The following is a 23,412-nucleotide window of genomic DNA, read 5'->3' as shown; positions in this document are numbered from 1 at the left end:
ACTTGGGTCCCCGCCTTCGCGGGGATGACGTATTTGAGCAGCGGGCCAATTCAACCCAGTCGACTGCTCTCGCACGTCATCCCCGCGAAGGCGGGGACCCAAATTCCCACGCTCCGCCACCACAAATAAAAACGGCCGCGTAGCGCGGCCGTTCCGAGAAGGATCGCGAACTACTTCGCCTCCGTCCCGCCCAGGTTCTTCTTGAAGAACGCCTCGATCAGCCCATACACATGCCGCTGGTTGACCTTCCCCGAAATCCCGTGCTTCGCGCCCGGATAGGTCATCAGGTCGAACTGCACATTGCGCTTCACCAGCTCGTCGATCAGGCGCGTGGTATTGGTGAACAGCACGTTATCATCGGCCATGCCGTGCACCAGCAGCAGCGGCGACTTCAGGCCGTCCAGGTGCGCGAACACGCCGCTGCGCTGGTAGGCTTCCGGATCGACCTTCGGCGTGCCGCCCACGAACTGCTCGGTGTAGTGGGTGTCGTACAGCGCCCAGTCGGTCACCGGGGCCACCGACACGCCCATCGCGATCTTGTCGGAGGCGGCCGCCAGCAGGCGCAGGGTCATGTAGCCGCCATAGCTCCAGCCGAACACGCCCACGCGCTTCGGGTCGACGAAGCTTTGCTGGCCCAGCCACTCGATGCCGGTCAGCTGGTCCTCGACTTCGTGCTTGCCCAGGTTGTTGTAGATGACGTCGGTGAAGGCGCGCTCGCGGCGGCTCGAACCGCGGTTATCGAGGCGGAACACCACGAAGCCCTGCTGCGCCATGTACTGGTCGAAGTAGTTGCCCCAGGCGCGGGTCACGCGCTGGGAGTGCGGGCCGCCGTAGGTGAACAGGAACACCGGGTAGCGCTTGGCGGCGTCGAAGTTGGCCGGCTTGATGATCGAGTAGTGCAGGGTCTGGCCATCCTTGGCCTTGATCGTGCCGTACTCGGTCGGCAGGTGGTCCGGCAGATACTTGGCGTAAGGATGGTTCGCGTTCAGCTCGTTCTTTTCGAGCCATTCGACCATCGAACCGTCGGCGCGGCGGATCGACACCTGCGGCGGGGTGCGCGGGTTCGAATAGGTGTCGACGAAGAGCTTGCCGTTGCCCGCGAAGGAGGCGTCGTGCCAGCCGTCGCCGCTGGTGATGCGCGCCGGCTTGGCGGCGTTGCTGCCGTCCAGGTTCAGCGCATAGGTCTGCTTGTCGATCACGGCGTCGCGGTTCGACGAGACATACACCTTGCCGGCGCTTTCGTCGACGGCCAGCACGTTGTCGACGCCCCATTCGCCCGACGAGATCGGATGCAGCAGCTTGCCGTCCAGGCCGTACAGGTACAGGTGGTTGCGGCCGCTGCGCTCCGAGGCCCAGATGAAGGCGTTGTTCTTCTTCAGGAAGCGCAGGTCGTTGTGGATGCTGACCCAGGTCTTCGAGGTTTCGGAGAACAGCGGACGCTGGGCCAGGGTGGCGACGTCCACCGCCACCAGGTCCAGGCGCTTCTGGTCGCGCGTCTGGCGCTGGTAGACCAGGGTCCTGGCGTCGGCGCTGAAGTCGGCGCGCACGAGGTAGATGTCCTTCTCAGGCCCCAGGTCGATCTTGCGCTGCTCGCCATTGACCGGGTTGACGATCATGAGGTCGATCAGCACGTTCGGATCGCCCGCGGCCGGGTAGTGCTGGTCGATCACTTCGGTGCGGTCGGCGAAGATCTCGAAGCGGCGCACCACCGGCACTGGCGCTTCGTCGTAGCGGCGGTAGGCGATGTACGAATCGTCCGGCGCCCAGTAGTAGCCGGTGTGCTGGTCCATCTCTTCCTGCGCCACGAACTCGGCTTCGCCGTTGTGCACGGTGCCCTTGCCGTCGGTGGTCAGCTGGCGCTCGGCGCCGCTCTTGAGGTCGATCACCACCAGGTTCTGGTTGCGCACGAAGGACACGTAGCGGCCTTTCGGCGAGATCTTCGGATCGATCACGCTGCCCGAGGCGACCTTGCGCGCGGTCTCCGGCTTGGCGGCGTCGACCAGGTAGAGGTCGCCGCCGATCGGCACCAGGAGCTGGCGGCCGTCAGGCGACCAGAAATAGTTCAGGATGCCCGACAGGCCCGCGGTACGGGCGCGTTCGCGGCGCGCCTTTTCCTCGAGCGACAGCTCCTCGTTCGGCACCAGGCGCTTGGAATCGACCAGGCGCTGGGTTTTCTTGCTCTTGGTGTTGTACTCCCACAGGTCCAGCTGGTACTGGTTGTCGTCACGGCCGCGCAGGAAGGTCACGCGTTCGCCGTCGGGCGACACGCGCAGGGTGCGCACGCCGGGACCGCTGAGTGCCGGTTCGCCGTAGATACGGTCCAGCGTCAGGCGTTCGGCCATGGCGGGAGCGGCCGCGAGGGCGGCCAGGAGAAGGAGGAGAGGGCGCATGGATGTCTCTGGTATTTAGTTAATCTGCTGCAACGGCGAGACGATACCAGAGTCCGTTTGGAAACGCTGTAAATATGTATCTCCGTTTTATGCGGGTTTTCCATCGCGGATGCGCTGGCGCGCCAGCTTCTCGAAGGACCAGGTGAGCAGCACCGCCGCCACCGTCAGGCCCATCACCAGGCCGATCCAGAAACCCGTCGATTCCATCGGCGCGGCGGGCGCCCACGGGAACCATTGCGGCGCCAGGCCCAGCACGCAGCCGACCGGCAGCGACACGCCCCAGAAGGCCAGCAGCTGGATGATCATCGGCGGGCGCGTCACCTGGTAGCCGCGGATGGCCGAGGCGGTGGCCACCTGCGTGGCGTCCGACAGCTGGAACAGGGCGGCGAACAGCAGCAGGTGGGCAGTGGCGGCCTGCACCGCCGGGTCAGAGGTATAAGCAGCCGCGATTTCCCAGCGGAAGATCGCGATGCACAGCGCCGAGAGCGCGCCGAAGGCCACCGACATGCCGACGCCCACCCAGCCGACGAAACGGGCGCGCTGCGGATTGCCTTCGCCCATGGCCTGGCCGACGCGGGTCAGCATGCCGATGGCAAAGCTGAGCGGCACCATGAACACCAGCGACGCAAAATTCAGCGCCACCTGGTGCGAAGACACCTGCACCACGCCGAAGCGCGCCACCAGCAGGCTGATCAGGCCAAAGGCGCTGACCTCGGCGAAATAGGTCACGCCGATCGGCAGGCCCAGGCGCAGCATGGCGCCGATGGATTTCAGCTCGGGACCTTCCCAGCGGTCGAAGGGATAGGTGAGCCGGTAGGCGGGCGAGGTCTTGACCCACCACAGCATGGCGCCCAGCATCAGCCACATGCCGCTCGCGGTCGACACCGCGCAGCCGACCGCGCCCAGCTTGGGGAAGCCCAGGTTGCCGAATACCAGCAGCCAGTTCATCGCCACGTTGTAGACGAGGCCGAAGATCGCGATCCACATGATCGGCATGGTCTGGTTGATGCTGGTCGTGTAGCCGTACAGGGCGCGGTAGCAGGCGAAGGCCGGCATGCCGACGCTGATCACGTGCAGGAACAGCGCGGCGCGGTCGGCCACCGCCTGGTCCAGGCCGACGTGGTCGAACAGCAGGGTGCACAGGTTGGCGAACAGGCAGGCGAGGACGCCGACCAGCAGGCCCTTCCACATCGACTGGCGCACCGAATGCGGCACCTGGTCGTGGCGCGCGGCGCCGATCTCGTGGGCGACCACGGTATTGATCGCCATCATGGTGCCCATCACGGTGACGAGCACGATGGACCAGACCGAGGTGCCGAGCGACACCGCGGCCAGCTCTTCCGCGCTGACGTGGCCGGTCATGGCCACGTCCGCCACGCCCATGCCCACGGTCGCCAGCTGGCCGACCAGCATCGGCCAGGACAGGCGCCACAGGGTGGCGATCTCGGTGCGGACGGGCGACGTGGGCGCGGCGGAAACGGTGGCGGTCATGGCGTTGCGGATAGGCGGAGAAAACCTCCGATTCTACTGTCTTATTGCACAGTCCGCGTTGCCTTGCCGGACGCCTGGCGCGCCGGCCGTCGTTGAAATGCACACCTATGAGCATTACATATGGATCATCTCACCCATCCACCCTGATCCAGGAGCAAGCTCGTGGAATACAAGGACTATTACCAGACTCTCGGCGTCGAGCGCGGCGCGTCGGCGGACGAGATCAAGAAGGCCTACCGCAAGCTGGTGCGCAAGTACCATCCGGACGTCAGCAAGCTGTCCGACGCCGACGCGAAGACGAAGGACATCAACGAAGCCTACGACGTGCTGGGCGATGCCGAGAAGCGCGCCGCCTACGACCAGCTCGGCCGCGGCCATCATCCCGGCGAACAGTTCCGCCCGCCGCCCGACTGGAGCGAGCAATTCGACTTCGGTGGCGGCGGCGCCGACGACATCTTTGCCGACCTGTTCGCCCACATGGGCCGTGGCCGCCACGCGCGCCACGGCGGCGCCCACCAGATGCGCGGCGAGGACATCCACGCGGCGGTCAGGATCGACCTGCGCGACGCCTACCATGGCGGCAGCCGCACCGTCAGCCTGCGCATGCCACATCGCGATGGGCATGGGCGGGTGACGATGCGGGAAAAGACCCTCGACGTCAGCATTCCGAAAGGCGTGACGCCGGGGCAACAGCTGCGCCTGGCGGGGCAGGGCCATGCCGGCGCCGGCGGCGGGCCGGCGGGCGACCTCTACCTGGAGATCGGGTTCAATCCCGATCCGCGCTACCGCATCGAAGGCGCGCATGTCTACGAGAACGTGCCCGTCACGCCCTGGGAGGCGGCGCTGGGCGCGAGCGTGTCGGTGCCGACGCCGTCCGGCCCGGTGGAGGTGGCGGTGCCGCCCGGATCGCAAAGCGGACGCAAGCTGCGGCTCAAGGGCCGCGGCATCCCGGCCGCCCATCCGGGCGACCTGTACCTGATCCTGGATGTGGTGCTGCCGCCCGCGAACAACGACCGGGCGCGCGAGCTGTACCAGGCGATGGCGCGCGAGATGGCCTTCAATCCCCGGACCGCCTAGGAGGAAGCGACGATGCAAGGAAATGAATCCCTGAGCGGTGTGCTGCTGGACGAGACGGCGCTGACCCTGGACCAGCTCGCCTATGCCTGCAATGTCGAGCCGGAATGGGTAGTGCGCCATGTCGAAGCCGGGGTGCTGGGCGACGGCACGGTGCAGGTGACGGACTGGCGCTTCCGCAGCGGCGACCTGGCGCGGGCGCGCCGCCTGCTGCACCTGGAGCGCGATTTCGACGCCAACGAGGAGCTGGCCGCGCTGGTGCTCGACCTGGCCGATGAGATCCGGCGCCTGCGCGCCCGTCTGCACGCTCTCGGCCAGGAGCCTTGACCGCAGGGCCGGCATCTTTGCTGCCGGCGCGTCCACGCAAGCCTTGCGCGCCCGCAAAGCGTCCATCTCCGATCTGCCCGACCTTAAGGAGTCGGCACGGAGGGAGCCACGATGGAAGAGCTGCTGCCTTATTACGAACGCGAACTGGTCTACCTGAACACGGTCGGCCGCGAACTGGCCCAGCAATACCCCAAGCTGGCCGACGCCCTCGGGCTGGGCGCGGAAGGCAGCGAAGATCCCCACATCCGGCGCCTGATCCAGGCTTGCGCGCTGCTCAACGCGCGCACCGCCAAGAAGCTCGACGACGATTATCCGGAACTCACCGAAGCCCTGCTGGGCAGCCTGTATCCGCACTTCCTGCACGGCATTCCGTCCTGCTCGATCGCGCGCGTGGATGCGGGCGTGGATGCGGCCGGCCGCAGCCTCAAGCCCGAGCATGTCCACGTCGTTCCGCGCGGCACCGAGATGAGCTCGCTGAACGGCAAGGGCACGCCCTGCCGCTTCCGCACCACGAGCGCGCTGGCCGTCGCTCCGGTGACGGTGGCGCGCGCCTGGTTCGATCCGACGCTGCACGCGCCGCCCAGGCTGCGCCTGCCGGCGCGGGCCAGCGCGCGCATCGGCATCACCATCGACAGCGCCATGCCGGCGCGCATGCTGCACCAGCTCGGCCTGCAGCGCCTGCGGCTCTACGTGGACGGCGACAGCCTGCTGAGTTCCGCGCTGCTCGACACCCTGTTCATGGCGAGCATCGCCACCTATGTCGAGGCCGACGGCATGGACACCTGGCGCAGGCTGGAGCGCTTCCCGCTGTCGCTCGGCGGACTGGACGAGGATGACGCGCTGGTCCCGGCCCCGCCGCACAGCCATCCGGCCTACCGCCTGCTGAGCGAATACTTCGCCTTCCCCGAGAAATTCCATTTCATCGATCTCGACCTGGCCGCCCTGGCCGGCGCCTTGCCGGCGGGGGCGCGCCGCTTCACCCTGCACGTCGTGCTCGCCGGGCTGCATGCCGAGGCGAACGCCGCGCGCATCCTGAAGACCCTGTCCGCGTCGCACCTGCTGCCCGGTTGCGCACCCGTGGTCAACCTGTTCGCGCAGCCCGCCAGTCCGGTGCGCATTACCCAGCGCGCCACGATGTACGACGTCATCCCGGGCAAGCACGAGGACGGCATCGAGGTCTACAGCATCGACAGCGTGCACGTGCTCAGGAGCGCGGGCGGCAAGGCGAGCAGCGTCGAGTACCGGCCCTACTACGGCTTGCGCCATGGCGAGGGAGGCGGGCGCGGCCAGCGCTACTGGTTCGCCCGGCGCGACGACCGCGGCGACCGCCGCCACCGCATGAAGATCGCCTTCACCGACGACGAGTTCTCGCTGGCCGGGGACGAATCGAGCGTCGCCTCGATCAACCTGACCTGCAGCAACGGCCAGCATGCCTGCGCGGCCGGTTACGGCGCACCCGGCGGCGACCTGATGAGCGAGACCGCCACCGGCGGGCTGCCGATCCGGCTGCTGCGCAAGCCGAGCGCGCCGCTGCGCTTCGCCAGCCGCGGCGGCACCCACTGGCGCCTGGTGACCCAGCTGGCGCTGAACCACCGCTCGCTGGCCGACCTGGACGCCTTCCGCGAGACGCTGGCGCTCTACGACCTGCCGCGCACGGCCGCCACCCAGCGCCAGATCGCGGGGGTGCTGGGCGTGCGCGGCCGTCCCAGCACCGCCTGGCTGCGCAACCGCTACGGCGCCAGCCTGGTGCATGGCGCCGAGATCACGCTGACGGTCGACGAGGAAGCCTTCGCGGGCAGCAGCCTGGCCGTCTTCGCCCAGGTCGCCAGCCGCTTCTTCGGCCTGTCGGTCCACGTCAACAGCTTCACGCGGCTGGTACTGGTATCCAGCCAGGGCGGCCAGGCCAACAAGGAACTGCTGCGATGCGAAGCGCGCAACGGCGACCTGAGCCTGGTGTGATCGGGCGGCTGTTCGCCCAGCCGCAGCGCGTCGAGTTTTTCCAGGCCATGCGGCTGCTGCTGCGCTGGCTCGCGCGCCAGGGGATCGCGCCGGAGCGGGCGCTGGGCGAGGTCATCCGGTTCCGCAACAGCCTCGGCCTGGCGTTTCCCGCGGGCGACATCGAGGCCATCGAGTGCGGCACGGCCGAAGAGCGCCCGGCGGTCGAGGTGCGTCCCTTGCTGATGGGCTTGCTCGGCGCGGCGGGGACGCTGCCCCTGCACTACACGGAGCGCATCGCCGCCTGGGAAGCCGCGACCGGCGACGCCAGCGCGCGCGCCTTCTTCGACATGTTCTCGGGACGGCAGCTGGCGCTGTTCTACCGGGCATGGTGCAAGTACCGGCTGCGTGGCGGGACCGAGGACGGACGCGACCGCTACCTGCCGCTGCTGCTGGCCATCGCGGGCACGGCGCCGCGCCAGGCGGACGAGGCGCCGCACCCGGACGCGCTGCCTCCGGCCAGCCTGGCCCGCTTCGCCGCCCAGTTGCGCTGCCGCGCCGTGCCCGCCGGGATGATCGCCGGCGTGCTGGCCGGCTACCTGGGAGTGCCGGTGCAGGTACGGCAGTTCACCGGCCGCTGGGACGTGCTGGACAGCGCGCTGCGAACCCGCCTGGCCGACAACAACTGTACCCTGGGCGCCGGCGCCACGGTGGGTGCGCGCCTGGTGCGCCCCGAGCTCGGCATCCGCATCCGCGTGGGGCCCGTGTCCAGCCTCGACTTCGAGCGCTTCCTGCCCGGCCACAGCGGCGCGCGCGTGCTGGCCGCGCTGCTCGACCGTTTCGCCATCGAGCTTCCCTACCGCGAGCTGCAGGTGGTGCTGCGCCGCGAGGACGTCGATGGCGCCAGCCTGGACGGCACCACCCGGCTGGGACTGGACGGCTTTCTTTCCACCTCGGCCGATCAGCACGACCGCGAGGACCTCTGCTACCTGCTGGCTTGAACGGGTCATCCGCGCGACGCGCCGCGGCCCAGCGCCCTACAATCGTCCTGGACAAGCAACCGAATCAGCAAGGAGGGCATATGGGCGAAGAACTCAAGCAGGCCACGGTGCAGGACCTGAAAGGACGGCGGGTGGCCGTCCTGATGACCGACGGCGTCGAACAGGTCGAATATACGGAGCCACGCAAATTCCTGGAGCAGCTGGGCGTGGAAGTGACCCTGATCTCGCCCAAGCCGGCGGGGGCGGAAGTGCAGGGCTTCAACCATGACCAGCCGGGCGACAAGTTCCGGGTCGAGATGAACCTCTCCGAGGCGCGGCCCGCCGACTTCGACGCGCTGCTGCTGCCGGGCGGCGAACGCAATCCGGCCGAGCTGCGCAAGAACCAGGACGCGATCCGCTTCATCAAGGAATTCGGCGACGAGGACAGGCCGATCGCCGCGATCTGCCACGGTCCCTGGCCTTTGATCGAGGCGGGCATTGCCGAGTCGAAGCACCTGACCAGCTGGCCGGAAATCCAGGACGACCTGAAACAGGCCGGGGCGGAATGGACGGACGACGAAGTCGTCGTCGACGGCAAGCTGATCACGAGCCGCAAGCCGGCCGACATCCCGGCGTTCAACAATGCGCTGATGAAGGAGCTGATGGTGATCCAGCAGGCCGGCTCGGATCCGGGGCCGACCTCTTAAGCATGGTGCAACGGTGATCCGGGAGGTTCGACCGGCTGAAAAACCGTAGGGTGGACGGCTTTGCCGTCCACGCGTTCAGCCAGTCCTGCCCAGCTAGCGAAGGTGATCCCAGAGCGTCAGGCAACCGACCACAATCAGCACCAGCCCGCCAAAAATTTCCTCACGTTTGCCGACCACCGCGCCGACGCGGTGGCCGATCAGCAGCCCCAGCGTCACCATCGACAGCGTCGCCACGCCGATCGCCACGGCGGGCGTCACGATGCTCGTGTCCGCGAAGGCCAGGCCGAAGCCGACCACCAGCGCATCGATACTGGTGGCAAATCCGGTCAGCACCAGCAGCCAGAACGGCCGCCCGCTCACGTCCCCGGCATCCTCCGGGTCGCCCATGCCTTCCCGGATCATGCGCAGTCCCAGGCCGGAGAGCAGCACGAAGGCGATCCAGTGGTCCCACGCCGCCACATACGAGGCTGCCGCGCTGCCCAGCATCCAGCCGATGACCGGCGTACAGCCTTCGATCAGCCCGAACAGCAGGCCGGTGCGCAGTGCTTCGTTGAGGGGAATGTGGGTGCGGCGGGCGCCCATGGCAACCGCGACGGCAAAGGCGTCGGTCGACATGGCAAGGCCCAGGATGAGCATGGCGGTGAGGGTCATAAGGCTTTCCGATCGGGCATGACAAAGGCATGCACGCGTGGCCCGAACCGCACGCTTGCATGCCCATGGTCTTGCCAACCGGCTGGCTTGCGCACCATGACGCCGGGGCGTCAAGTATGTTGATGCGGAAACTTCCATAACGGAAGCAGGCTACTCCCCAAGGGGTAAGGCATGGTACCGCAGCACGAATGGCTGAGCAAGAAGATCGGCTTCTTCCAGCCGGGCGCGGCGTGCAGTGTGGTGGCGCCCTGCGCTACTGGACAGGGGGCGCGGGCATGGGTCCGGCCGAGACGGTGGCCGCGCGAACCGGCGGGCGCCGCTCCAGCAAGGCATGCTGCAGGGCTTCGCGCTGCTGCAGCCGCTCGGCAAACCGGCGGCGCACCGCTTCGTCCGCGACCGGGGTCGCATCGCTGAAATCGAAGCGCGTGCTGCTCCACAGGAGGCCAAGCTGGCGGTTGTAGCTGTAGAACCGTTCGCCATCCCAGAGCCCTTCGCTGCCGTGGTACCAGGCGCCGTCGAAATGGACGGTGCGCGAAACGGCTCTCGCGGAGAGCATCGATACGCCCTGGGTGTCGATGGCCTGCTGCCGCTGTCCGTACAGGCAGTGCAGCGTCGGCGACAGGTCGAGGTGGGTGGTCGGGTGCGACACCGCGTGGGTCGTCTGCAAGGCCGGGTCATGGATGATCATGGGCACGTGGTAGGAAGCGCTGTTGAGCACCTCGGTCGACAGGAACTGCGCCTCGTTGCGGGTACGCAGGCCATGGTCGGCCGTCACGACCAGGACCGTGTCCTCATAAACGCCGGCCTGCTTGAGCGCGGCGACGATGCGCGCCAGGCCCTGGTCGAGTTCCCGCAGCCTCGCTGCACCCTCGCGGTATAGCTCCCCCTTGGGGGCGCCCGCCGGCAGCCAGGGCCCATGCGAGACCTGCGGCAGGACGGCAACGACGAACGGCGTACCAGCCTGCGCGGAACGGGCGATCTGGTCCACGGCCTTGGTGATGACGCGTTCATCCTGTGCGGCCACGCTCGAAGCCTGGCCGGCGCTCACCACTTCGCCGCCGAGCTGGTGGACGACCCAGTCGTCCACGGGGTAGCGGACGGTGACGGGATCGAACACCTTGAAGTCGTAGCCTTGCTCCGCCAGCAGCCCGAGCGCGCTCCGGTAGGCATAGTGCGCCTGCAAGGGGAGGGTCTTCTCGAGCCTGAACGAGGGATACAGGCCAGTGAACAGCGAAAAGCGGGCGTAACTCGTGAACGGATAGGTCGAATAATGCTGGGTCGCTACGTAGGCGGATTTCTCCAGCGCCCTGAACGCCGGCAGGCTGCCGGCCTGCTGCGAGGCGTACAGCTCGTAGGGGATGGTCTCCATGACGTAGAAGACGAAGTTGCGGCGCCGCGCCGCCTGCGGGGCGGGGTCGTCGCAGCGGTAATGCAGCGCCTGCAGCGCCTGTGCCAGCGCCGGCTCGCCGACACCTGTGCTGCCCGGTGAAACGAGGCTGCTCAGCATGTCGACGCCCGCGGAGGCATGGAAGTTGGAGGCGGGCAGGGTGCGGGCCGCCATGCCGCCGGCTGCTGCGAACGACAGCAGCACGCACAGGGCTGCCGCCGGCCGGGCCAAGCGCCGGCCGACGGCCAGGAAGGGCAGGTCGCGCAGCCAGTAGGCGGCCGCCGCGAGCAGGAACAGCACGGCCAGGCGCGCCAGGGCGCCCGGGCTCACGTAGTCGAAGAAGGCGCCTGGCCGCTCGCGCACCCAGGCCAGCATCGGCGCGAGCTGGTCGATGGAGAGCATCTTCCCCGTCGAACCCAGCGCCTGGAGATTGGCAAAGGCGAGCAGCACAAGCATCAGCGACAGGAGCATGCTGGTGCGCGCCGCTGCGGTACGGCCGGCCACGCGGGCCAGGATCAAGAAGGCGCAGGGCAGGACGGCGGCGAAGACGAGGATGTCGAGCGCGAAGAACTGCATGCGCAGGAGCGGGCCCAGCGCGGCTTCCTCGAGGCCGAGGATGCGCGCCACGATGCGGTAGCCGCTGACCGCCATGATCTTGTGCTTGACGGCCAGCACGCTGGATGCGGCCAGCACGTAGCTGACGATGACGGGCAGGGCGTCGGATGTAGACGGTCCGTGGACGGCGCCGGGTGTGGAATTCGAAGACATGCTGCTGGGCTGGTAGCCGCACTGATCAAACAAGGGCTCGATGCCTCGAGCCCCTGTCGATCGACCGCCTGCGCGACCTGTACGGCTGAGATCGCCCTACTTACTGCAAGATGAAATATTCGGCTGCGCTATCCGAGCCGTACGACACCTTCACACGGCCATTCTCGTAGGACCACATGAAGAAGGGGCGCAGCGACCAGCCTTCGATAGAGTGCTGGTAGTAGCGGCAGCGGCCGTACAGTTCCCCGATCAGCATCGTGCCTGTGAAGGATTTTTCGTGCGTGAACGGCTGGCCGGTCGCAACCATCGTGTTGTCCGCCCTGACCAGCATGGTGCCGCCGGTCGGAGCGTCGCCGCTCCATTTCGACCTCACGTGCTCGGTAATGGTCCACTGGCGGCCGGTAATCACCTTGCGCCATTCCGAGCAGGGCGAATCGGCGGTCAAGGTGCCAGCAGGGGCCGGCTCGCCGAAATTCAGCGAGACGGGATTGGAAACCGTACCCAGCGTGAACGTGGTGGTCTGGTTCTTGTCGGACACCGCCACGATGATCCAGTAGTACAGGCCAGGGCTGTCGACCTGGTAATCCCAGTCCACGTCGGCCGTGCTGTTTCCGCCGGTCGCCATGGTAGGGACCAGCTGGCCATTCTGGTAAGTGCCTGGCGCCACGGCCGGTGGCGTATTTTTCTGCTGGTAGACGTAATACCGGTCCGCGCCGGGAACCTGGTTCCACTTGAGCCTGAATTTCAAACCGCCGGTGGCCGCGGCCGAGAATCCGGTCGGGGCCGGGAGCGTGCCCGGGGTTGGCGTCGGCGTCGGCGTCGGTGTCGGGCTTGGCGGAGTGGTCTCCGTGTTGACATGCGGCGTGACGGGGTCGGTCAGCGGTCCGCGCGCCTGGTTGGCGCGGAAGGCCTCCACGGAATTCACCGGGTCGGAAACAATCCCGCTCACCAGCTCGGCATCCGGCACGGTCGCGATCACCTTGCCGTCGACCGAGGCGATGGTGGTTTGCGTCGCTTCCGGCGTGAACACGAGCTTCTCGAGCAGGGCGTCCCATTTGTTGACCTTCGGATCGGCCACCATGTAGGAGCTGATCGGATCGGGCGCGTTCGACGACAGGAGCGGACCGAAAACTTTCTTGGCCGTGTCCTTGATGCTTTCGAGGCGGCTCGGTTCGTTGATCAGCTTGTCTTCCAGGTTCGGCAGGTTCGGCGCCGGGATATAGGCGCGCGTGATCATGTCCGAGACCGGCGTGATGTTCATGGTCACGTTCCGCCCGTTCTCATCGGTGGAAATGCTGAACAGATTGAACTTCTTGCCGAGCGCGGTGAACTCCGCCTTGAACACGATCGGCGGACGCAGCTTGCGCCCCAGGTCGGTCGACAGCAGGTAGGTGCCGTCGGCCAGGCTCTTGACGTCGCCCAGCACGCCGTCCTGGTCCCATCCCTGGACCCAGGCGTCCTTCACCGGGTTGCCCAGGGCGACGGTGCCACGGAAAATCACCTTGCCCGGATGGGCCGCCATGACCAGTTCGTCGACGACACGCTCGCCTACGCCGGGCAGGAGCGTCAGGTCCTGGTCGACACTCAGGCTGCTCAGGTAGGAGCGGGCGCGCAGGATGGCGCCGGGACCGGCGTAGGCGCCCGCCTGCTCGGTCGACTTCATGGCGCCGGTAAAGGCGCTGGCCGCCGCCAGCTTGACGCGAATCAGGTCGCCATCGGTGTTGCCGGGCGTGGTGGCGCCAGTCAGGATCCAGATGGCCGCGATGGCGGGAGGCACCGCGCCGCTATCGATGTTCTTTTTCCAGAAGCTCAAGCCTTCGCGGTCGGGCGTGCGCCCCAGCACGTTGCGGTAGACCGAGGTGAGGAAGGCGGTGGTGTCGGTGCCGTACAGCGCTTTCGATTCGGCGCTGTTGCCGAAGGTGTCGAGCAGGGCGCGGATCGGGGTGTTCGGCGTGGCCGAGTCGATCAGGGCGCGCAGTTCGGTCGGGGCGCCGGAGGCAGCCAGGTTCTTGGCATAGAAGGCAAGCCCGCCCGGATCGGCCGGGCGGCCGAAGTAGGCGATGTAGATCTGCTGCAGCGCCGGATAATAGGCTTCCGCGCTGACGGCTGCGGTTTGCGCGCCGGTACCCGACATCGACGAGGCCGTAGGCGCTGGCGCCACTGCTTCGTCCTGCCCACCGCAAGCACTCAGGAGCATCGCCGCGACGGCGATCGAATACGCCGGATAAAGTTTTTTCATGTAAAAAGTGAATGCTAGTTTCGACAAGGCAAGTAGAATATCACAGCGGCAATATCATGCGAAATCAACCACTTAGACTGTCGCATTACCGAAACACACTGAATACAATGCGGCTGCACGGACCCAGCCTAGAGGATGACGCAGCGCGCGGCCATGAAAAAACCCGCTCGAAGGCGGGTTCTTTCATCGCTCGCGATGTGAATGATTTGGTGGAGGCGGCGGGAATTGAACCCGCGTCCGCAAGCACTCTACAGACAGTTCTACATACTTAGCACTATCAATTAATTTAACCTAGGCAACGGGGATGTGCACCCTTTGACTAAGCGAGTTACCTATTATTTAACAGTCGACCAAGTAACCCGGCCTACTGCGAGCCTCTGTAAATGACTCCACGAACCTTGCGGTACACCCCAGAGGCGAGGTGGTGTGGAGCTAGCAGCAATTAAGCTGCGAGTGCGTACGAGTTATCGTTTGCAGTTATTGATTTCTGGATGTATTTACGAGGTGACCAGCCCTCGGTATGCCCTGCGCTGCTTTGCAACCCACGTCGAAACCAAGTCGCCCCCAGCAGAACCACCATTGTACCCCAAGCTGCATGGATGTACAGCGGTTTAGCTTAGCGTGCGCTTAAACTGCAACCACAAAATAACCCACAATGCATGCTTGAATTGCAATATGCTAGCGTTCTCATATGACCCAGCGAGAGAATCCCGGTATGGCGTGTATCGTGTGTGGTAACTCCCAGGTGGCCGGCCTCGCCGGCTGGCATGCGACCTGTCCCGCTTGCAGCTACGAGAGCGCGGCGCTCACCGGCGCCATCAATGCGCACACGGGGCCCGAAGTCAACGAGGCCGAGCGCGAGGCGGGGCTGAAGGCGCTGCGCCTGGAGAATTTCAAGACCATCGTGGGCTATGCGAAAAAGCATGCGCAACCGGGGGCGCGCCGCCTGCTCGACGTCGGCAGCGCCCACGGCTGGTTCCTGGAGACGGCGCGCGAGGACTTCGACGTGCTCGGCGTGGAGCCCGACGCGGTGGTCGGCAGCCGCGCTGCCGCGCGCGGCCTGCCTGTGCGCTCCGGTTATTTCCCCGACGTGCTGGCCGAGGGCGAGCGCTTCGACGTGATCGTGTTCAACGACGTCATCGAGCACATTCCCGATATCCGCAGCGCCCTGGACGCCTGCCGCGAGCGCCTGGACGAGGGCGGCATCCTGATCCTGAACCTGCCCAGCAGCCGCGGTTTCTTCTACCGCCTGTCCAAGCTGATCGCCCGCATGGGCTGGCGCGCGCCCTTCGAGCGCCTGTGGCAGAAGGATTTGCCTTCGCCGCATGTGCACTACTTCAATCCGCGCAACCTGTGCCAGCTGGTGGCGGGGCAGGGCTTCGAGCTGGCCGGGGCGGCCGAGCTGCCGGCCCTGCGCGCCAAGGGGCTGCTGGAGCGCCTGCGCTGCGCCGGCAATGTGCCGGTCCTCTCGCTCTACCTGCAGTACGCCGCGATCATGGCCGCCATTCCCGTGCTGCGCATGTTCCCGAGCGATATCATCGTCGGCGTCTTCAGAAAAAAAGCCGCAGGCTGAGTGCCTGCGGCTTTCCTGTCGAAGCGAACTGCGCTTAACGGTTGGCGTTCGCGTTGGCGATCTGGTTGCCGATGATGCCGCCGCCGATCACGCCGGCCACGGTGGCCAGCTTCTTGCCGTTGCCGCCGCCGATCTGGTTGCCGATCAGGCCGCCGATCACGGCGCCGGTGCCGATGCCGACATAGTTCGGCTGGGCCGGAGCCGGAGCGGGCGCCGGCTGGTAGCGCGGCTCTTCATAGTGGGTCTGCTTCGGCGCGGCGTGCACCACGCGGGTCTTCTCGACCACCTTCACGACCGGCTTCTCGACCACGCGTTCCTTGACGATCACGGTCGGCTGCGGGGCGAGTTGCGGCTGGGCATAGGCCACCTGCTGCGGCGCGGCCATGGCCGGGACCATCTGCGGCGCGGCGCTGACCGGCATCGCCATCTGCGGCATCGCGACCTGGCCCTGGGCGCCGGCAGCCGGCGTCACGCTGGACTGCATGGCGTAAGGCGAAGCGGCTGCCATGGCGGCGAGCTGCTGCTGGTTGGCCATCGGTTCGGGAGCGCCCTTCGAGGTCGGCAGCAGGCCGCTGATCGCGGCGGCGCCGGTCAGGCTGACGATGATCACCGAAGCGGCAGCGGCGGCCATGATCGGGTGAATGCGGTTGGTGGTCTGAGTCGTTTCCATGTTCTGCTCCCTAAGACGTTTTGTTGTCGTGCAGGAGTAGATTAATGGCAGGCCCGACTCAGAGATAGACAGGAGCCTGTATCAATCGTAAATAGATGTAACTCGGCAATCTTGCGCGCTCAGGCGACGCGTTCCGCCTGGCGCGCCGCGTCCGCCACCTCGCGCAGGGTCTGCATCAGATGCGCCGGGGTGTCGAGCAGGTAGTCGGCGCCCCAGGTCGAAGGCTCGATCGCACCGCAGTAGCCCCAGGCGCAGGCCACGGTGACCATGCCGGCGGCGCGGCCGGCTTCGATGTCGCGCAAGTCGTCGCCCACGTACCAGCACTGTTCCGGCGCCAGGCCCAGGCGCTGCGCGCCTTCCAGCAGCGGGGCCGGGTGCGGCTTGGCGTGCGGCGTGGTGTCGCCCGAGACGATGCAGCCGGCGTGCGCCAGGCCGATGTTCGGCACCAGCGGGTCGGTGAAGCGGGCCGGCTTGTTGGTCACGATGCCCCAGGCCATGCCGGCCTGCTCGATGCCGTCCAGCAGTTCCTTGATGCCGTCGAACAGGGTGGTGTGCAGCCACATGGCCGACTGGTAGCGGTCGAACCAGGCCAGGCGCAGCTCCTCGTAGCCCTCGTCGCCCGGCGCCAGGCCGAAGGCGGCGCCGATCATGCCGCGCGCGCCGGCCGAGGCGGTGGGGCGCAGGATGTCGTAGGGCGTCGGCGCCAGGCCGCGCTCGGTGCGCAGCCAGTTGACGGCCGCCGCCAGGTCGGGCGCCGTGTCGGCCAGGGTGCCGTCGAGATCGAACAGGATGGCACGCGGTGCCGGCAGAACGGTCGGGAAAGTCATGGGAGTCTACGAAAGGGTTGGAGCGTGATTTAGAGCGGCTTGCTGCACGCCACCATGTAGTTCACATCGGTGTCGTTGTTGAGCGAGTAGATCTTGGTGAGCGGGTTGTAGGTCAGGCCCTTCATGCTGTCCACCTGCAGGCCGGCCAGGCGCGCGTAGTGGGCCAGTTCGGAGGGCGTGATGAACTTGCCGTAGTCGTGGGTGCCGCGCGGCAGCATGCGCAGGATGTACTCGGCGCCGATCACGGCGAACAGGTAGGACTTCGGGTTGCGGTTCAGGGTCGAGAAGAACACGTGGCCGCCCGGCTTCACCAGGTTGGCCGCGGCCTGGACGATCGAGGCGGGGTCCGGCACGTGCTCGAGCATTTCCATGCAGGTGACGACGTCGAACTGGCCGGCTTCCTGGGCCGCCATTTCTTCGGCGGCGATGTGCTTGTAGCGCACCTCGACGCCCGATTCCAGGCTGTGCAGGTCGGCGACCTTCAGGGCTTTCTTGGACAGGTCGATACCCGTGACCTTGGCGCCCTTGCGCGCCATCGATTCGGACAGCACGCCGCCGCCGCAGCCGATGTCGATCACGTTCTTGCCGGCCAGGGGCGCGCGCGCATTGATCCATTCAAGGCGCAGGGGGTTGATTTCGTGCAGCGGACGGAACTCGGAAGTCGGGTCCCACCAGCGGTGGGCCAGTTCGCTGAACTTCTGGATTTCTAGGGGGTCTGCGTTGGTCGTCGTCATAGGTCGGAATAATAGCGGAAAGAATGGCGGGGACAACTTGAAGTGAGAAAAATGTCGCAGGGAAATCACGCAAACTTGGATTCCGGCCTTCGCCGGAATGACGTTGTGATAAGGCGAGGGGTTTAAACCTGCGCGGATTCTGCAACTCTCAGTTCGGAACCCGAAAAAAAACCCCGCCGAAGCGGGGCTTTCAGAAGGTGGCGCGGATTACTTGTTGACGGTACGGGTACCGACGACTTCGATTTCCACGCGGCGGTTCTTGGCGCGGCCGGCGGCGGTCTTGTTGTCCGCTTCAGGCTGCTTCTCGCCCTTGCCTTCGGTGTAGATGCGGTTTTCTTCCACGCCCTTGCCCTTCAGGTAGGCCTTGACGGCTTCGGCGCGGCGGATCGCCAGCTTCTCGTTGTAGGCGTCGGTGCCGATCGAGTCGGTGTGGCCGACGGCGATGATGACTTCCAGGTTCATGTCGCCCAGCTTCGAGACCAGCTCGTCCAGCGAAGCCTTGCCGGCCGGCTTCAGGACGGCCTTGTCGAAGTCGAAGAAGGCGTCGGCCGAATAGCTCACCTTTTCCGAGGTTGGGACCGGAGCCGGGGCCGGGGCAGGGGCCGGTTCGGCGACCGGCGCCGGCGCCGGCGGAGGCGGCGGGGCGACGCACTTGCCGTTTTCGAGTTTTTCAGGCGGGACGCACAGCGGCGCGTCGCAGCCCGGGACCGCGTCGGCCGGGGTCCAGTAGCCGGTACGCCAGCACAGGCCGAAAGGATTGCGGGCGATCACGCCGCGGCTGTCCTGCACATAGGCGCTGTACGGAGTGCGCGCCTGGATGTCGGTGGTCAGCGGTGCGTACGGCGGTGCGCTCTGCGCAAAGGCATTGCCCGCGATCGCGGCCGACGCTGCGAGCAAGAAGGTGGCCAGTTTATTCATGTTGTTTTCCTTTTCGGTAGATTCCCAGCGACGCAGACAGGCTCCATGTGGTCATGATGATAACACGGCGGCCGAGCAGTCTGTTTCGTATTATGAAACAAGCAATTAACTTCCTGGCCATTTTGCCATATGCACCAAAACTGCACGACTGCACTTAAATCAAACATCAAGCATTATTCGCTTGACGTTGTTTAAATGCAACGATTGCCCAAGAGCTCACAAGCCACCTCGACAATCGTGGAAATCTGGGACGCGGCGGACCCTTGAACGGGACGCTGAAAGCCCTGTGTGGAATTGCGCAGCAGCTAAGGCGCGCGTGGTAGAATCGTCCGTTGCAACTCATAACCAAACGCTGAAAAGCAGCCGACCCGCCCCATGGATCAATTCGCAAAAGAAACAGTCCCCATTTCCCTCGAAGAAGAGATGCGCAAGAGCTACCTCGACTACGCCATGAGCGTGATCGTGGGGCGAGCTCTGCCGGACGTGCGTGACGGCCTGAAGCCGGTGCACCGCCGCGTGCTGTACTCCATGCACGAGAGTAATTACGTCCACAACCGCCCGTACGTGAAGTGCGCGCGCGTGGTCGGCGACACGATGGGTAAATACCACCCGCACGGCGACGCCTCGATCTACGACACCCTGGTGCGTATGGCGCAGGACTTCTCCCTGCGCTACACCCTGGTGGACGGGCAGGGCAACTTCGGCTCGATCGACGGCGACAGCGCCGCGGCGATGCGTTACACCGAGTGCCGCCTGGACCGCATCGCCAGCGAGATCCTGGCCGACATCGACAAGGACACGGTCGACTTCCAGCCGAACTACGACGGCAAGGAAAAGGAACCGACCGTCCTGCCGACCCGCATCCCGAACCTCTTGATCAACGGTTCGTCCGGCATCGCGGTCGGCATGGCCACCAACATCCCGCCGCACAACCTGTCGGAAGTCATCAACGGCGCGCTGCACGTGCTGCGTACGCCGGACTGCACGATCGACGAGCTGATCGAGCTGATCCCGGCGCCGGACTTCCCGACCGCCGGCATCATCTACGGCGTCTCGGGCGTGCGCGACGGTTACCGCACCGGCCGCGGCCGCGTGGTGATGCGCGCCAAGACCCACTTCGAAGAATATGGCAAGGACGGCGGCCGCACCGCGATCATCGTCGACGAGCTGCCCTACCAGGTCAACAAGAAGTCGCTGCTCGAGCGTATCGCCGAGAACGTGCGCGAGAAAAAGCTCGAAGGCATCTCCGATATCCGCGACGAGTCCGACAAGTCGGGCATGCGCGTGGTCATCGAACTGAAGCGCGGCGAAGTGCCGGAAGTGGTGCTGAACAACCTGTACAAGCAGACCCAGCTGCAAGACACCTTCGGCATGAACATGGTGGCGCTGGTCAATGGCCAGCCGAAGCTGCTGAACCTGAAGCAGATGCTGGAGTGCTTCCTGTCGCACCGCCGCGAAGTGGTCACCCGCCGCACCGTGTTCGAGCTGCGCAAGGCGCGCGACCGCGGCCACATGCTGGAAGGCCTGGCGGTGGCCCTGGCCAACATCGACGACTTCATCGCGATCATCAAGGCCGCGCCGACGCCGCCGATCGCCAAGACCGAACTGATGGCGCGCGCCTGGGATTCGTCCCTGGTGCGCGAAATGCTGAACCGTACCGAAACCGGCGCGGCCGGCGGCATCGAGGCCTTCCGTCCGGAGCACCTGCCGAAGCACTACGGCATGCAGCAGGACGGCCTGTACAAGCTGTCGGACGAGCAGGCCCAGGAAATCCTGCAGATGCGCCTGCAGCGCCTGACCGGCCTGGAGCAGGACAAGATCGTCAACGAGTACAAGGAAGTGATGGCCCACATCGCCGACCTGCTCGACATCCTGGCCAAGCCCGAGCGCGTGACCTCCATCATCTCGGACGAGATGGTGGCGATCAAGGCGGAATACGCCGACAACGGCAAGGACACCCGCCGCTCGGCCATCGAGCACAATGCCAGCGACCTGGAAACCGAAGACCTGATCACCCCGCAGGACATGGTGGTCACGCTCTCGCACACCGGCTACATGAAGTCGCAGCCGATCTCGGAATACCGCGCCCAGAAGCGCGGCGGCCGCGGCAAGCAGGCGATGGCGACCAAGGACGAGGATTGGATCGACCAGCTGTTCATCGCCAACACCCACGACTACATCCTGTGCTTCTCGAACCGCGGCCGCATGTACTGGCTGAAGGTGTGGGAGGTGCCGCAGGGTTCGCGCAACTCGCGCGGTAAGCCGATCGTGAACATGTTCCCGCTGCAGGAGAACGAGAAGATCACCGTGATCCTGCCGCTGTCGGGTGAGAACCGGACCTTCCCGGAAGACCACTACGTGTTCATGGCGACCTCGCTGGGCACGGTCAAGAAGACCCCGCTGCGCGACTTCAGCAACCCGCGCAAGGCCGGCATCATCGCGGTCGACCTGGACGAAGGCGACGTGCTGGTGGGCGCCGCCCTGACCGACGGCAAGCACGACGTGATGCTGTTCTCCGACGGCGGCAAGGCGGTGCGCTTCGACGAGAACGACGTGCGTCCGATGGGCCGTACCGCGCGCGGCGTGCGCGGCATGAACCTGGAAGAAGGCCAGCAGGTCATCGCCCTGCTGGTGGCCGAGAACGAGCAGCAGTCGGTGCTCACGGCCACCGAGAACGGCTTCGGCAAGCGTACCCCGATCACGGAATACACCCGCCACGGCCGCGGCACCAAGGGCATGATCGCGATCCAGACTTCCGAGCGTAACGGCAAGGTGGTGGCCGCGACCCTGGTCGACCAGACCGACGAGATCATGCTGATCACGACCGGCGGCGTGCTGATCCGCACCCGCGTGGCCGAGATCCGCGAGATGGGCCGCGCGACCCAGGGCGTGACCCTGATCGCGGTCGAAGACGGCACCAAGCTGTCGGGCCTGCAGCGCATCGTCGAAACCGATCTCGAGGAAGTCGAGCTCGAGCCGGCGCCGGAGTAATCCGGGCCAGGGCGGGAGCGCGGCTCCCGCCCCGCAGCCGGCCTGGTGAGCCGGCTGTCTCTTGTCCACAGGGCGCACCGGCCCGCATGGAAGCACAATGAAAAAAATCGTCCTCGTCCTGAGCGCCGCCGCAGCCTTCGCGGGCTTGCCTTCCCTGGCCTTCGCCGCCGACGCGCAGACCACCGCCGCGGCGAAGAATCTGCTCGAGGTCATGGACGCGCGCAAGACGATGGTCGCTTCCTTCGCCGAGATGGAAAAGGCGATGCCGTCCATGATGCATGCGCAGGCGGCCAGCATGATCCAGAACGACGCCGGCCTGAATGCGGCGCAGAAGCGCGACGCGATGGCCAAGGTCGACAAGGTCCTGCCGGGCGTGGCCCAGGCGCTGAACCAGCTGTTCCGCGATCCGGGCCTGGTCGACGAAATGATGGCCGAAATGGTCCCCATGTACGCCGACAATTTCACGGTCGCCGAGATCGATCAGCTGACCGCCTTCTACGCCACCTCCGTGGGCCGCAAGATGATGACCCTGATGCCCAAGCTGTCGGCGGAGAGCGTGGCGCTGAGCCAGAAGATCGTGCTGCCGCGCGTCGGAAAACTGATGCAGCAGGCGATGCAGGACATCCAGAAACAGTAAGCGCCAAGAAAGGACCGCATGACCCAGATCTTCAACTTCTCGGCCGGCCCGGCCGTCCTCCCGAAGGAAGTGCTGCAGCAGGCAGCCGCCGAAATGCTGGACTGGCATGGAAGCGGCATGTCGGTGATGGAGATGAGCCACCGCGGTCCGGAATTCATCTCGATCTACAAGCAGGCCGAGGCCGACCTGCGCGAGCTGCTGGCGGTGCCGGCCAACTACAAGGTCCTGTTCATGCAGGGCGGGGGCCTGGGCCAGAACGCCATCATCCCCATGAACCTGCTCGGCTGCTGCCCCCAGCCCGGCACGATCGACTTCATCCACACCGGTTCCTGGTCGGGCAAGTCGATCAAGGAAGCCAAGCGCTACGCCAACGTCAACGTCGCCGCATCGAGCGAGGCAAGCGGCTTCACCGGCGTGCCGCCGCGCGAGTCCTGGCAGCTGACCCCGGGCGCGGCCTACCTGCACATCTGCACCAACGAGACCATCGACGGCGTCGAGTACAACTTCGTCCCCGAGGTCGACGCGCGCACGCCGATCGTGGCCGACATGTCCTCGCACATCCTGTCGCGCAGCATCGACGTATCGAAGTACGGCGTGATCTTCGCCGGCGCCCAGAAGAACATCGGCCCGGCCGGCCTGACCCTGGTGATCGTGCGCGACGACCTGCTGGGCGAAGCCCTGAACATCTGCCCCTCCGCCTTCCACTGGAAGACCGTGGCCGAGCACGAGTCCATGTTCAACACGCCGCCGACCTATGCGATCTACATCGCCGGCCTGGTGTTCGACTGGCTCAAGCGCAACGGTGGCGTGGCGGCGATGGAGCAGCGCAATATCGAGAAAGCGCGCCTGCTGTACGCCGCGCTGGACGCCGACGACTTCTACCAGAATCGCGTGGCGCCGGAATACCGTTCGCGCATGAACATCCCGTTCTACCTGCGCGGCGAATCACTGAACGAGCAATTCCTGGCCGGCGCGAAGGCGCGCGGGCTGCTGCAACTGAAGGGCCACAAGTCCGTCGGCGGCATGCGGGCATCGATCTACAACGCGATGCCGATCGAGGGCGTACAGGCCCTCGTCGATTATTTGAACGAGTTCGCAGGGCGGTAAACGCCA

18 protein-coding genes and 1 other RNA gene are annotated in these 23,412 nt (G+C 66.1%); 9 read left to right on the top strand and 10 right to left on the bottom strand.

Annotation, left to right across the window (positions count from 1 at the left end; genetic code table 11):
• Positions 1–170: 170 nt before the first annotated feature.
• Both KBW98_RS15945 and KBW98_RS15940 read right to left on the bottom strand, forming a co-directional pair.
• Positions 171–2,390 carry a S9 family peptidase gene (locus KBW98_RS15945; RefSeq protein ID WP_211521140.1) on the bottom strand — a complete coding sequence of 740 codons (2,220 nt, stop codon included), beginning with the start codon at positions 2,388–2,390 and terminating at the stop codon, positions 171–173.
• Between the two features lie 87 nt (positions 2,391–2,477).
• Positions 2,478–3,881 (bottom strand): MATE family efflux transporter, encoded by a 1,404-nt coding sequence (locus KBW98_RS15940; protein ID WP_211521139.1) that lies wholly within the window; start codon positions 3,879–3,881, stop codon positions 2,478–2,480.
• A gap of 162 nt (positions 3,882–4,043) precedes the next feature.
• Here KBW98_RS15940 and KBW98_RS15935 point away from each other — a divergent pair, with 162 nt between their 5' ends.
• The 5 genes from KBW98_RS15935 (at position 4,044) to KBW98_RS15915 (ending at position 8,904) form a co-directional block, all read left to right on the top strand.
• Complete coding sequence (locus KBW98_RS15935; RefSeq protein ID WP_211521138.1) at positions 4,044–4,958, top strand: DnaJ C-terminal domain-containing protein; 915 nt, start codon at positions 4,044–4,046, stop codon at positions 4,956–4,958.
• 12 nt (positions 4,959–4,970) lie between these two features.
• Positions 4,971–5,282 carry a chaperone modulator CbpM gene (locus KBW98_RS15930; protein ID WP_211521137.1) on the top strand — a complete coding sequence of 104 codons (312 nt, stop codon included), beginning with the start codon at positions 4,971–4,973 and terminating at the stop codon, positions 5,280–5,282.
• A gap of 111 nt (positions 5,283–5,393) precedes the next feature.
• Positions 5,394–7,241, top strand: coding sequence for a type VI secretion system baseplate subunit TssF (gene tssF / locus KBW98_RS15925; RefSeq protein ID WP_211521136.1), 1,848 nt, complete (start codon positions 5,394–5,396; stop codon positions 7,239–7,241).
• Entirely contained in the window at positions 7,238–8,218 is a 981-nt protein-coding gene (tssG, locus tag KBW98_RS15920; protein WP_373888958.1) for a type VI secretion system baseplate subunit TssG, read from the top strand. Before tssF ends, tssG begins: the two co-directional genes overlap by 4 nt.
• Positions 8,219–8,298: 80 nt before the next feature.
• The gene (locus tag KBW98_RS15915) at positions 8,299–8,904 is read left to right on the top strand and encodes a type 1 glutamine amidotransferase domain-containing protein (protein ID WP_211521134.1); all 606 of its coding nucleotides are present in this window, start codon (positions 8,299–8,301) and stop codon (positions 8,902–8,904) included.
• Positions 8,905–8,997: 93 nt separating this feature from the next.
• Here KBW98_RS15915 and KBW98_RS15910 read toward each other — a convergent pair whose 3' ends face one another.
• From KBW98_RS15910 to ssrA, 4 genes are all read right to left on the bottom strand, one after another.
• Positions 8,998–9,555: a manganese efflux pump MntP family protein gene (locus tag KBW98_RS15910; RefSeq protein ID WP_211521133.1), complete on the bottom strand. Its 558-nt coding sequence runs from the start codon at positions 9,553–9,555 to the stop codon at positions 8,998–9,000.
• Positions 9,556–9,808: 253 nt separating this feature from the next.
• Positions 9,809–11,710, bottom strand: coding sequence for a sulfatase-like hydrolase/transferase (locus tag KBW98_RS15905; protein ID WP_211521132.1), 1,902 nt, complete (start codon positions 11,708–11,710; stop codon positions 9,809–9,811).
• A 100-nt stretch (positions 11,711–11,810) separates the two neighbouring features.
• Positions 11,811–13,949 (bottom strand): DUF4214 domain-containing protein, encoded by a 2,139-nt coding sequence (locus KBW98_RS15900; RefSeq protein ID WP_211521131.1) that lies wholly within the window; start codon positions 13,947–13,949, stop codon positions 11,811–11,813.
• A 207-nt stretch (positions 13,950–14,156) separates the two neighbouring features.
• Positions 14,157–14,515, bottom strand: a transfer-messenger RNA (tmRNA) gene (ssrA, locus tag KBW98_RS15895).
• A gap of 161 nt (positions 14,516–14,676) precedes the next feature.
• On the opposite strand from ssrA, the gene KBW98_RS15890 reads away from it, so the two are divergent.
• A complete protein-coding gene (locus tag KBW98_RS15890) occupies positions 14,677–15,522 on the top strand; it encodes a class I SAM-dependent methyltransferase (protein WP_373888957.1) in 846 nt (281 codons plus the stop codon).
• 34 nt (positions 15,523–15,556) lie between these two features.
• Here KBW98_RS15890 and KBW98_RS15885 read toward each other — a convergent pair whose 3' ends face one another.
• The 4 genes from KBW98_RS15885 to ompA all read right to left on the bottom strand — a co-directional run bounded on the left by KBW98_RS15885 (position 15,557) and on the right by ompA (position 18,671).
• Entirely contained in the window at positions 15,557–16,192 is a 636-nt protein-coding gene (locus KBW98_RS15885) for a glycine zipper 2TM domain-containing protein (RefSeq protein WP_211521129.1), read from the bottom strand.
• 119 nt (positions 16,193–16,311) lie between these two features.
• Positions 16,312–17,019, bottom strand: coding sequence for an HAD family hydrolase (locus tag KBW98_RS15880; RefSeq protein WP_211521128.1), 708 nt, complete (start codon positions 17,017–17,019; stop codon positions 16,312–16,314).
• Positions 17,020–17,048: 29 nt separating this feature from the next.
• A complete protein-coding gene (ubiG, locus tag KBW98_RS15875; RefSeq protein ID WP_211521127.1) occupies positions 17,049–17,753 on the bottom strand; it encodes a bifunctional 2-polyprenyl-6-hydroxyphenol methylase/3-demethylubiquinol 3-O-methyltransferase UbiG in 705 nt (234 codons plus the stop codon).
• A 207-nt stretch (positions 17,754–17,960) separates the two neighbouring features.
• The gene (ompA, locus tag KBW98_RS15870; RefSeq protein ID WP_211521126.1) at positions 17,961–18,671 is read right to left on the bottom strand and encodes an outer membrane protein OmpA; all 711 of its coding nucleotides are present in this window, start codon (positions 18,669–18,671) and stop codon (positions 17,961–17,963) included.
• 375 nt (positions 18,672–19,046) lie between these two features.
• Here ompA and gyrA point away from each other — a divergent pair, with 375 nt between their 5' ends.
• The 3 genes from gyrA to serC all read left to right on the top strand — a co-directional run bounded on the left by gyrA (position 19,047) and on the right by serC (position 23,406).
• A complete protein-coding gene (gene gyrA / locus KBW98_RS15865) occupies positions 19,047–21,662 on the top strand; it encodes a DNA gyrase subunit A (protein ID WP_211521125.1) in 2,616 nt (871 codons plus the stop codon).
• 97 nt (positions 21,663–21,759) lie between these two features.
• On the top strand, positions 21,760–22,299 hold the full coding sequence (locus KBW98_RS15860) for a DUF2059 domain-containing protein (RefSeq protein ID WP_211521124.1): 540 nt from the start codon (positions 21,760–21,762) through the stop codon (positions 22,297–22,299).
• 18 nt (positions 22,300–22,317) lie between these two features.
• A complete protein-coding gene (gene serC, locus KBW98_RS15855) occupies positions 22,318–23,406 on the top strand; it encodes a 3-phosphoserine/phosphohydroxythreonine transaminase (RefSeq protein ID WP_211521123.1) in 1,089 nt (362 codons plus the stop codon).
• Positions 23,407–23,412: the final 6 nt, after the last annotated feature.

The sequence above is a fragment of the Massilia sp. ST3 genome, assembly GCF_018119405.1.
Classification (GTDB): domain Bacteria; phylum Pseudomonadota; class Gammaproteobacteria; order Burkholderiales; family Burkholderiaceae_D; genus Telluria.
The sequence above is the reverse complement of the archived record's forward strand: the minus strand, read 5'-3'. Positions and strand labels throughout refer to the sequence as shown.